The sequence below is a fragment of the Planktothrix paucivesiculata PCC 9631 genome, assembly GCF_900009265.2.
Lineage (GTDB): Bacteria > Cyanobacteriota > Cyanobacteriia > Cyanobacteriales > Microcoleaceae > Planktothrix > Planktothrix paucivesiculata.
This window is the reverse complement of record NZ_LR735017.1, coordinates 24,016-35,583: the sequence shown is the minus strand read 5'-3', so window position 1 is coordinate 35,583 and position 11,568 is coordinate 24,016. Positions and strand designations below refer to the sequence as shown.

The following is an 11,568-nucleotide window of genomic DNA, read 5'->3' as shown; positions in this document are numbered from 1 at the left end:
TTTAAATTCCCAACCCACATCAGATGTTCTAATTAGTCTAACTAATAATGACACCACTGAAGGAACATTATCAACTAACAATATTACCTTTAATTCCACTAACTGGAGTACCTCTCAACTTGTTACCGTTACCGGAGTCGATGATGATATTCAAGATGGAGATATCTCTTATTCTATTATTGCTAGTGTAGCTAAAAATAGTAACAGCCAATATAGTAGTTTACCTCCTGAAACCCTAAGTTTTATTAATCAAGATGACGATACCATCGGAATTAATATTAACCTTTTAGACACCCTCACATCAGAAACCCTAGAAACTGCTACTTTCAACATCGGTTTAAATTCCCAACCCACATCAGATGTTCTAATTAGTCTAACTAATAATGACACCACTGAAGGAACATTATCAACTAACAATATTACCTTTAATTCCACTAACTGGAGTACCTCTCAACTTGTTACCGTTACCGGAGTCGATGATGATATTCAAGATGGAGATATCTCTTATTCTATTATTGCTAGTGTAGCTGAAAATAGTAACAGCCAATATAGTAGTTTACCTCCTGAAACCCTAAGTTTTATTAATCAAGATGACGATACCATCGGGATTAATATTAACCTTTTAGACACCCTCACCTCAGAAACCCTAGAAACCGCTACTTTCAACATCGCTTTAAATTCCCAACCCACATCAGATGTTCTAATTAGTCTAACTAATAATGACACCACTGAAGGAACATTATCAACTAACAATATTACCTTTAATTCCACTAACTGGAGTACCTCTCAACTTGTTACCGTTACCGGAGTCGATGATGATATTCAAGATGGAGATATCTCTTATTCTATTATTGCTAGTGTAGCTAAAAATAGTAACAGCCAATATAGTAGTTTACCTCCTGAAACCCTAAGTTTTATTAATCAAGATGACGATACCATCGGAATTAATATTAACCTTTTAGACACCCTCACATCAGAAACCCTAGAAACTGCTACTTTCAACATCGGTTTAAATTCCCAACCCACATCAGATGTTCTAATTAGTCTAACTAATAATGACACCACTGAAGGAACATTATCAACTAACAATATTACCTTTAATTCTACTAACTGGAGTACCTCTCAACTCGTTACCGTTACCGGAGTCGATGATGATATTCAAGATGGAGATATTAGTTATTCTATTATTGCTAGTGTAGCTGAAAGTAGGGATAGTCAATATGCTGAGTTAGCAGACCAAAATATTGCTATTACTAATGTTGATGATGATACAGCTAATATTTTAATTGATCCAAATATTTTAAAAATTGTAGAAGGAGGTAATAATAATTATTCTATCATTTTAACAACCGAACCGATAGAACCGATTACAATTAGTTTTAATACTGATGAACAAATCGAACCGATTCCAGATATTGTTTTTGATAAAGATAATTGGAATATTGCTCAAACAGTGCTGGTAGAGGTGGTAGATGATCAAGAATTACAAGGCGATCGCGATACAACTATTACTCATCAAATCACCAGTCCTGAAACTAATTATAACGGATTAACAATCAATTCGGTTTTTGTGGAAATTGAGGACAATGATTCTCTCGCAGAAATTTCGATTAATCCTACTAATCTGACTTTAACAGAAGGCGAAGAAAATGCGACCTATCAAATAGGTTTAAGCGCGAAACCTAATAATCCTGTGATTATTAATTTTGAAACAGAAAACCAATTACAACCCATTTCATCCCTAACTTTTGACCAAAATAATTGGAATCAACCCCAAACAATTGAAGTGAAAACCGTTGATGATGCGATCGCAGAATCTTCCCAAACGATCACAATTCGCCATACCGTCAATACCACCGATCCCCAATACCTTCAGGTGACACTCCCCGATGTTACCACCACCATTAATGATAATGATACCGCCTCCGTTCTAATCAATCAAAGTCAAGAAAGTACGGACGTAAGTGAAGCGGGAATCACCGATTTTTATGAAGTCATTCTAACCAGTCAACCGACAGCAAATGTTACCCTCACGATTAAATCTGATAGTCAAACTGACTTAGGAAATGGACAAGATAGCCCGATTACATTAACCTTTACCCCGGACAATTGGAATCTTCCCCAATTAGTGAATATTAGTGCTATTGATGATAGCATAGTTGAGGATGAAATTCATACTAGCACTCTAGTACATTCTATCAGTAGTTCTGATAATAATTATAATAGCAAAACTCCCATTTTTATTGATCAAGTAGAAACTTCTTTTCTGACCGTTAATATTACTGAAAATGACAAACCCTTACCCCCTGGAACAGCTAATATCCGTTTAATTCAACCCGTCAACACCACAGAAGTTTGGGAGGGATTTGGGTTTGATATCTATAAAGTAGTCTTAGAAAGTGAACCGACGGCTGATGTTGCGATCGCGATCAATTATGATGAACAAGTAAAAGCCAATCAGCAAACTATTACCTTTACTCCCAATAATTGGAATATTCCCCAAATTATTACCGTAGAAGGGATCGAAGATCAAGCAATAGAAGGCGAACAAACCCTATCTATTAATCATATTGCTAAGAGTGAAGATAGTCGATATAACGCCTTAGAAAAACAGATAATATTTAATATAGAAGACAACGATAATATAGGCGAAGAACTCAATTTATATGCAGACAATATTATCGGTTTAACTGATCACGATAATCAAATTCAAGGATCAGAAATTGATGATGTTATCTATGGACGAGACGGAAATGATGAGTTAATGGGTCAGGGGGGAAATGATCTAATTTTAGGTCAAAAAGGTGCTGATGGTCTGATGGGAGAAGCCGGAAATGATGTACTTATTGGGGGAAATAGAACGGATTTTATTGATGGAGGAATAGGAGATGATATTCTATTTGGAGGAGACGGAAATGATCGTTTATATGGAAAAGAAGGAAATGATAAACTATTTGGAGACTTCGGAAATGATCGCTTAGATGGAGGCGAAGACGCCGATACCTTAACCGGATATATCGGAAATGATGCGTTTGTAATTGGTAATAATTTGGAAATAAAACTTCTGAATCAAGTGGATATAATTACGGATTTTAAACTAACAGAAGATAAAATTGAATTACCTCTAGGTTTAACCTTTGAACAATTAAAGATTACTCAAGGACAAAATCAATGGAGTCAGGATACAATTATTCAACTTAATTCTAATGGAAACTATCTAGCAATTTTACAAAAAATTACAGCTACTAATTTGGATAGTGGTGATTTTATTTAAACGATTAAAACCATAAAGCAGAGTACGCAAGTGATTGTTTAGGATAATATTCTATTGATTATCCTAAACTTTTGAATTTTAGCCTTCGCCTAAATTGTCAAGAAATGTTAAACTATTCAACTAACCCGACGAAACCGGGTGAGGGGGAAATTCCCTAATCAAATTCAGATCATTAGGTGTGAGGAAAGATGAGTAAAGGACTTGAATCAGAACAGGATACTGTTCAGCAACAACCGATTAAGGCGGAAAAAACCTCTGTTCAGGAACAGATTTTAGATTCCAAATTTCCTCAAAAAAGTTGGAATAAAAAGCATACATTGGGTTTTATAACAGGTTCCTTACTGTTGTTAGTTCTATCTCTAGTTACCTTTAGTCAAGCGAGTTCAACACAAAATAATCAAGCTGTTAAAATTAATCATAATATAAATAAAAACACAAATCCACAATTAAATAAAACCTTTTATCCCGACCATCAAGTTGAAACTTTAAAGCCAACAGATGAAAGTTTAAATTCAAAATTAAAACTTCAGAAAAGAATTAAAGGAGATTTAACACCCAAATCCGTTGTTTATTCAGGAAAGGGGTTGTTTTTTGTCCAAAATATGATGTATGAACATACTATTAATGTTTATGATCGTCAGTTTAATTTAATTAAAAAAATTCAGGATAAAGTTAAATTAAAGGATTATGGTTATCCCCAATTTAAAGATCCTCAATATAAAGGTTCTCCGGTGGAAGTGGCTTTTTCTTCCGATGGAAACACCGCCTATGTCAGCAATTATGAAATGTTTGGTTCAGAATTTACGAACCCTGGTTATGATACCTGTGAACCTTCTGATCAATTTGATTCCAGTTTTATCTATAAAATTAATACCCAAACTTTAGATATTACAAATCTAATTAAAGTGGGTTCTGTACCTAAATTTGTAGCGGTTTCTCCTAATAATCGTTGGGTTTTAGTTAGTAATTGGTGTTCGGGAGATTTAAGTATTATTGATAGCCAATCTAACCGGGAAATTAAACGGATTCCGTTAGGTCAATTTCCCCGGGGAATTGCAATTGATCCTAATTCAAAAATAGCTTATATTGCGGTGATGGGAACTTCCGATATTGCGGTAGTTAATTTAGAAGATTATACGGTTAATTGGATGGATAATGTGGGATTATATCCGCGTCATTTAGTATTAGATACTTCGGGAAAATATTTGTATGTGACACTTAACGGAGATGATCATGTGGCAAAAATTGATACAAAAACAGGAGAAATTATTACCAAAATATTTACCGGAAGTGCGCCTCGCAGTATGGTTTTATCGGGAGATAATCAATATTTATATGTAGTCAACTATTATTCCCATACGGTGAGTAAAGTTCGCACCGAAACCATGGAAATTATTGAAAATATTACGGTGGATTTAAACCCGATTGGGATTACCTTTGATCCCGAAACAAATCAGGTTTGGGTGGCGTGTTATACAGGAAGTTTGATAGTTTTACAGGATGAATAGATGTTAAGCGATCGCTAATTAAATATTAGGGAAATCATTCCGAATTTGCTGTAAAGCTCGATAGAATTTTTTACGACGAACCCATGCCACATAACCCGCAAAAACACAATTTCCCTCCGGGTCAATCAAAAACACATGATCAACTTCTACTAAGTTTTTCCAAACATTGATTTTTATATTATTCTCTAATATAATGTAGGGGGTTGAATATCCTACATTTTGGAAATGGGTAGGATTCATACCCCGAATTTTTTGTAATCTGTTTATAATACTTGACAGTTGTTTTTTGATGTCATCATCAGGTTTTTTGATGTCATCATCATCAAGATCAGGTTTTTTGATTTCAATATTGAGTTCAATTTTAGCCACGGTATATTTACCAGAACCCATAAGCTCACCGCCATTTTGATTATAGGTTCCTCGTAACTTTCCATCAATATAAAGTTCAAAACGTCCACACCAATCTTGACCAAATAACCCTCTGATAATTCGTTCTTTAAGCGGATAGGTCTTAATCATCAAGTTTAATAAATTAACCCCTTCTTGTAAGCTAGAAGTAGAAGAAATATTAAGTTTTTGCCCCGTCACTAAGGAAAAATAATCTTCATTCACCCAAATACACGCCTCATCCCGACCTTCAATTAAGCGAATTTCGATTGAACGGGGATTCAGGGCCGAAAGTTTAATAACAGATTCCATAATTTACCTCAATTCTAGGGTGTGTAAGCGCAGTGCAGGCATTAGCTAACACTTATTATAATATTACCTATTTTAACCTATCACGGCAAGGGAGAGAAAACGGAGGTCACGCCCTGAAAGAAATTATCAGGAAAAGGTAAGTCTTCAGCTTAAGTATTGTAATGTTTTGTTTGAAAATTCCAACTTTGGGTTGAGATTGGTTCTCGGATTAGATGAGATTAAAGGCGATCGCTCTTTAAACCCCAGAAAAATCATTCCGAATTTGCTGTAACGTTTGATAGAATTTTTTACGATGAACCCATCCCACATAACCCGCAAAACAACATTTTTCCGCCGAGTCAATCAAAAACACATGATCAACTTCTGCTAAGTTTTTCCAAACATTGATTTTTATATTATTCTCTAATATAATGTAGGGGGTTGAATATTTTAAATCTTGGAAATGGGTAGGAGTCATACCCGGAATTTTTTGTAAGCTGTTTATAATACTTAAAAGTTGTTTGGGGAGATCAGGAGTTGGGGTGGGCTGAGGAGTTGGGGTGGGCTCATCAATTTCAATATTGAGTTCAATTTTAGCAACGGTATATTCACGAGAACCCAGAAACACACCGCCATTTTGATTATAGGTTCCCCGTAATTTTCCATCAATATAAAGTTCAAAACGTCCACACCAATCTTGATTAAATAACCCTCTGCGAATTCGTTCTATAAGCGGATAGGTCTTAATCATCAAGTTTAATAAATTAACCCCTTCTTGTAAGCCAGAAGAAATATTAGTTTTTTTCCCCGTCACTAAGGAAAAATAATCTTCATTCGCCAGAATATACGCCTCATCCCGACCTTCAATTAAGCGAATTTCGATTACACTGGTATTCAGGGCCGAAAGTTTAATAACAGATTCCATAATTCACCTCAATTCTAGGGTGTGTAAGCGGAGTGCAGGCATCAGCTAACACTTATTTTAATATTACCTATTTTAACCTATCACGGCAAGGCAGCAAGGACGCTCCCACCTTACCCCTTTTTAACCTGGTCGATTTTTTGCTAGAATATAGATGCTTATTATTTTTTAAAATCACTACTAACTCAGATTTCTTACAATTGATATAAATTATGGTTCAATCCTTACCAAAACCAACAAATTTTTCTGAATTTATCCAGTGGAAACCGGACAACAAACGCTATGAACTCCAGGTCGGCGCAATTATTGAAATGCCACAACCGACGGGAGAATATGAAGATATTGTGGGTTTTTTAGCTGAAAAATTGACTTTAGAATATGTACGTCTCCATCTTTCTTATTCTATTCCGAAAACGGCACTGGTTAAATCAGCTTCGAGTGAGTCGGCTTATTCGCCCGATATCTTATTATTAGATCGTTCTAATTTGGTGAATGAACCTTTTTGGAAGAAAGAATCTACTGTAAGTTTGGGTAAGTCTATTCCCTTAGTGATTGAAGTCGTTAGCACTAATTGGCGGGATGATTATTATAAAAAATATGGGGAATACGAAGATATTGGAATTGTTGAATATTGGATTGTAGATTATCTGGCCCTCGGTGCTCGTAAATTGATTGGTAATCCCAAAAAACCGACTATTTCTGTTTACTTTTTAGTCGATGGAGAATACCAAGTTACTCAATTTCGAGAAAATGAGTGTATTCAATCCGGCGTTTTTCCAGAGTTAAGTTTAACGGCTGAACAAATATTTCAAGCTGGAGTTATTTAATAAAATAGGAATAGGACTTCCGACAAAACCCCAAGAAAAGAGGGCTGAAGCCCAACAACAAACCCAAGTTAATTTAAAGTTTTGATGGTCACAACTTGGGGGGGTGTGGCATCGGGAGGATAACGAAAATCAACTCTAACAAACCGGGAGGATTTTGGGTTTAATTTGAGTTTAATTAAAGGATCAACAATTTGCCCCCGACGATGCCATAAATGCAAATATTTAGTTACGGTTTTTCCCTGTTCATCTTCATATCTTAATCTAACCGTACCCCGAAAAAACGGAAAATTTAAGGGAGGTTGTTGAAAAATTAATCCATTTTTTGATAACTTTTCTTCCTTAAAAGGCGTTTCTAAAGTTACTGTTACCGTTTGAGTTTCATCAGTTGCATTGAATAAGGGAATCTGTAAATCATAATGTACACCATAATTGCCATGGGATTGATATGCGGTATCAGGATAACGAACAATTAACGGCGCCGCCTGCACTTGTTTTGTGCCTAATGTTCCCGCCCGGACGGTACTAATCGGAAAAGAAATCCCCTTTCCCTGATTAGGAATAGTGAGAAAATCTTTGCCCTCATCCACTAAATCTGCTTCCCATTTTGCCCCTTGCTGAATCCCCGCCACCCGACTATAAATTAACTGACCAGCCGTTTGTTCTGGAGGGGTTGGCATTTTATCGCGAGGTTGTGCTAGACTACCTTCATCAAGTAACTGTTGCCATTCTTCTAAAGTTGGCGATCGCTCCTTACCATCAGGTTCTATCTTCGCAAATTGGGCTAAACTCGCTAAGTAAATAGAAGCCAGAGCAGAATCATCGGTTTTGCCTCGGACTTTTAACCGCATCAAGCTAGAACGTCCATTCACCGGACGCTCTAACCCCTTAACCGGAATCGGTAAACTCATTAACATTTGACTTTCCCCAGGGCCAATTTCCAGGGTTTTCGGAAATTCCGATTGCCGTTTTCCCCTTAACACCTCATCCACCGCCCGAATTCCTGGCCCGGAATAAATCTCACCCTTGGAATTATCACTCATGGCTGGTTTCTCTTTAAAGGGAGCATCTGGCTCCAATAAATAACTCGCCCCGGATAACACTTCCACGGTGACAGGTTCAGAATCAGGATTATGAACGATTAACCCCAAATACAAGGTTTTTAAATCCGGTGGAGTGTGGGTAAAATGATGGGTAAATACCTCAAATTCTCCAGTTAAACGATATTCCAAATGAGCTTCGGGATCACCCCGCCAGCCCCCCGGAAAGGTTGAAAGTAAAATTCCTTCCTGTTTCACCCATTCTGGACTATTGCTATTAAACATTAACACCTCATCCAGTTTCCCAGGTAAGGGGCGAACTTCATTTTGGGCAATAATTTCTTGGGGTGGCAAGGCATTGGCAAAGGGCAACCGAGGCAGAAGGGTAGGAAACCGTTCAACAATGACAGTTTGCCGAAAACAAATTCCTCCGACCGCACCCCCCACCGCAGACAAACTAACAACTAAAATAGGAATTATCCGATGTAATATTTGATCTTTCATTTATTCTGAAAGGTTGGTCTAATTTTTTTACCGTGAGTATTATGACTTTTTTTCCCCAGTATTCCACAGGCAGCGAAATTCGGCAAAAGTTTCTGAACTTCTATGCCGAAAAAGGGCATAAAATTCTGCCCAGTGCTTCCCTAGTTCCTGAAGACCCGACGGTTTTGTTAACCATTGCGGGGATGCTACCCTTTAAACCGATATTTCTAGGACAGCGACAACCCGAATTTCCCCGCGCCACCACCTCCCAAAAATGTATCCGTACTAATGATATTGAAAATGTGGGCAGAACGGCCAGACATCACACTTTTTTTGAAATGTTGGGCAATTTCAGCTTTGGAGACTATTTTAAACAACAAGCGATCGCTTGGGGATGGGAAATTTCTACAAAAGTTTTTGAGTTACCTCCAGAACGTTTAGTGGTGAGTGTGTTCGAGGAAGATGACGAAGCCTTTGCCATCTGGCGCGACGAAATTGGGGTATCTCCCCAACGCATTAAACGCATGGGAGAAGCGGACAACTTCTGGAAATCTGGCCCCACTGGCCCCTGTGGCCCCTGTTCAGAAATTTATTATGATTTTCACCCCGAACGTGGCGAGGAAAATATTGATTTAGAAGATGATACTCGGTTTATTGAGTTTTATAACTTAGTTTTCATGCAATATAACCGAGATGCAGATGGCAATTTAACCCCTTTACAAAACAAAAATATTGATACGGGTATGGGGTTAGAAAGAATGGCGCAAATTTTACAGCAAGTTCCTAATAATTACGAAACCGATCTAATTTTTCCTATTATTAAAACGGCGGCGGAAATTGCCCAAATAGACTATCACAAATCCGATGATAAAACTAAGGTTTCCCTCAAAGTTATTGGGGATCATATTCGGGCGGTTGTGCATTTAATTGCCGATGGAGTCACCGCTTCTAATATTGGCCGGGGTTATATTGTTCGGCGCTTAATTCGGCGGGTAGTTCGTCATGGTCGGTTAATTGGAATTAGTGGGGAATTTACAACCTTGGTAGCTGAAACTGCCATGCAATTATCAGAAGCTGTTTATCCTAATGTGCGTCAACGGGAAAGCGCAATTAAAGGGGAATTACAGAGGGAAGAAACCCGGTTTTTAGAAACTTTAGAACGGGGTGAAAAACTGTTAGCAGAAATTATGGAAAAGGCGAAGGGTCAAATTTCTGGCCAGGATGCGTTTGTCTTATATGACACCTACGGTTTCCCCCTAGAATTAACCCAAGAAATTGCCGAAGAAAATGGGTTAACCGTTGATATTAAAGGCTTTGAAACGGCTATGGAAGAACAACGTCGCCGTTCTCAAGATGCCCATGAAACCATTGATTTAACTGTTCAAGGAAGTTTAGATCAATTAGCAGAACATATTCACCCCACGGAATTTTTAGGCTATACTTTGTTAACTTCTGATGCTAAAGTTGAAGCGGTTTTAGTTAATGGAAAACCTGTTGAGGAAGCAGAAGCGGGAACAGAAATTCAAGTGATTTTGAATAAAACGCCTTTCTATGCCGAGTCTGGGGGACAAATTGGCGATCGCGGTTATTTAAGTTATGGTGATACCGTTATTCGGATCGAAGATGTTAAAAAAGAATCCAATATTTTCATCCATTTCGGACGCATTGAACGGGGAATAGTTACCCCAGGAATGATATTAACTGCCCAAATTGATCGCGCCTGTCGTCGTCGTGCCCAAGCTAATCATACCGCAACCCATTTGTTACAATCAGCGTTAAAATTAATAGTAGATTCCTCTATTTCTCAAGCGGGTTCTTTAGTTGATTTTGAGCGTTTACGATTTGATTTTAATTCTCCCAAGGGGTTAACCTCTGAAGAAATTCAACAAATTGAAGATCAAGTTAATAGTTGGATCACCGAAGCACATCCGGCGGTGATAGCGGAAATGGCTATAGAAGCTGCTAAAGCGAAAGGTGCTACTGCTATGTTTGGAGAGAAATATTCTGATATTGTGCGGGTGGTTGATTATTCGGGAGTTTCGATGGAATTATGCGGGGGAATTCATGTTAGTAATACCGCCGAAATTGGTCTATTTAAGATTATTTCGGAAACGGGTATTGCATCAGGAATTCGACGCATTGAAGCGGTAGCAGGACAATCAGTTTTAGAGTATTTGAAAGTACGGGATACGGTGGTTAAGGAATTAGGCGATCGCTTTAAAGCTAAACCCGAAGAACTTCCCGAACGCATTACCAATTTACAACAGGAGTTAAAAACTACTCAGAAACAATTAGAAGGCGTTAAAGCCGAATTAGCGATCGCCAATTCCCAACAATTATTAATCACGGCTGAAACCATTGGTGAGTTTAAATTAATTGTAGCAGAACTCCATGATGCGGATGCAGAATCATTAAAAACCGCCGCAGAAAGGCTACAACAAAAGTTAGGAGAAAGTGCCGTTGTCTTGGGTTCAGCCACAACCGATGGTAAGGTTAATTTTGTGGCGGCGTTCAGTAAAGCTGTTAATAATAAAGGCTTACAAGCGGGTAAATTTATCGGTGGTATTGCCAAAATTTGCGGCGGTGGAGGCGGCGGACGTCCGAATTTAGCACAAGCTGGCGGACGGGATGCAACGCAGTTAAAAGAAGCGTTAGAGAGTGCAAAAATCCAGTTAATTGATGGGTTGAAATAAGTTAAATAGGACTTACGCAGAAACCGGGTTTCTGAACGAGAAATCTGGATTTCATCCGCAAAATCAGGGCCAGAAACCCGGTTTCTTTGGTCTTGTGCGTAAGTCCTGTTAAATTAACCCCTTCCCGTTTAGGTGAGGGGCTTTTT

The 11,568-nt window shown here is 37.9% G+C and carries 6 protein-coding genes and 1 pseudogene; 4 read left to right on the top strand and 3 right to left on the bottom strand.

The annotated features are described in order from the left end of the window. Both PL9631_RS26165 and PL9631_RS14025 read left to right on the top strand, forming a co-directional pair. Window positions 1-3,274, top strand: a pseudogene (locus tag PL9631_RS26165) (hypothetical protein); the annotation flags it as partial. 188 nt (window positions 3,275-3,462) lie between these two features. Further along, the gene (locus tag PL9631_RS14025; RefSeq protein WP_083621248.1) at window positions 3,463-4,782 is read left to right on the top strand and encodes a YncE family protein; all 1,320 of its coding nucleotides are present in this window, start codon (window positions 3,463-3,465) and stop codon (window positions 4,780-4,782) included. A gap of 18 nt (window positions 4,783-4,800) precedes the next feature. Here the strand turns inward: PL9631_RS14025 and PL9631_RS14020 are convergent, their stop codons facing one another. Further along, a complete protein-coding gene (locus PL9631_RS14020) occupies window positions 4,801-5,481 on the bottom strand; it encodes a hypothetical protein (protein ID WP_083621247.1) in 681 nt (226 codons plus the stop codon). Window positions 5,482-5,716: 235 nt separating this feature from the next. Further along, window positions 5,717-6,385: a hypothetical protein gene (locus tag PL9631_RS14015; protein WP_083621246.1), complete on the bottom strand. Its 669-nt coding sequence runs from the start codon at window positions 6,383-6,385 to the stop codon at window positions 5,717-5,719. A gap of 209 nt (window positions 6,386-6,594) precedes the next feature. On the opposite strand from PL9631_RS14015, the gene PL9631_RS14010 reads away from it, so the two are divergent. Next, window positions 6,595-7,209, top strand: coding sequence for a Uma2 family endonuclease (locus tag PL9631_RS14010; protein WP_083621244.1), 615 nt, complete (start codon window positions 6,595-6,597; stop codon window positions 7,207-7,209). A 68-nt stretch (window positions 7,210-7,277) separates the two neighbouring features. Here the strand turns inward: PL9631_RS14010 and PL9631_RS14005 are convergent, their stop codons facing one another. After that, window positions 7,278-8,750 (bottom strand): DUF3370 domain-containing protein, encoded by a 1,473-nt coding sequence (locus tag PL9631_RS14005; RefSeq protein WP_083621243.1) that lies wholly within the window; start codon window positions 8,748-8,750, stop codon window positions 7,278-7,280. 41 nt (window positions 8,751-8,791) lie between these two features. Between PL9631_RS14005 and alaS the strand changes: the two genes are divergently transcribed. After that, window positions 8,792-11,422, top strand: a complete 2,631-nt coding sequence (gene alaS, locus PL9631_RS14000) for an alanine--tRNA ligase (RefSeq protein ID WP_083621241.1) — start codon at window positions 8,792-8,794, stop codon at window positions 11,420-11,422. Window positions 11,423-11,568 lie beyond the last annotated feature (146 nt).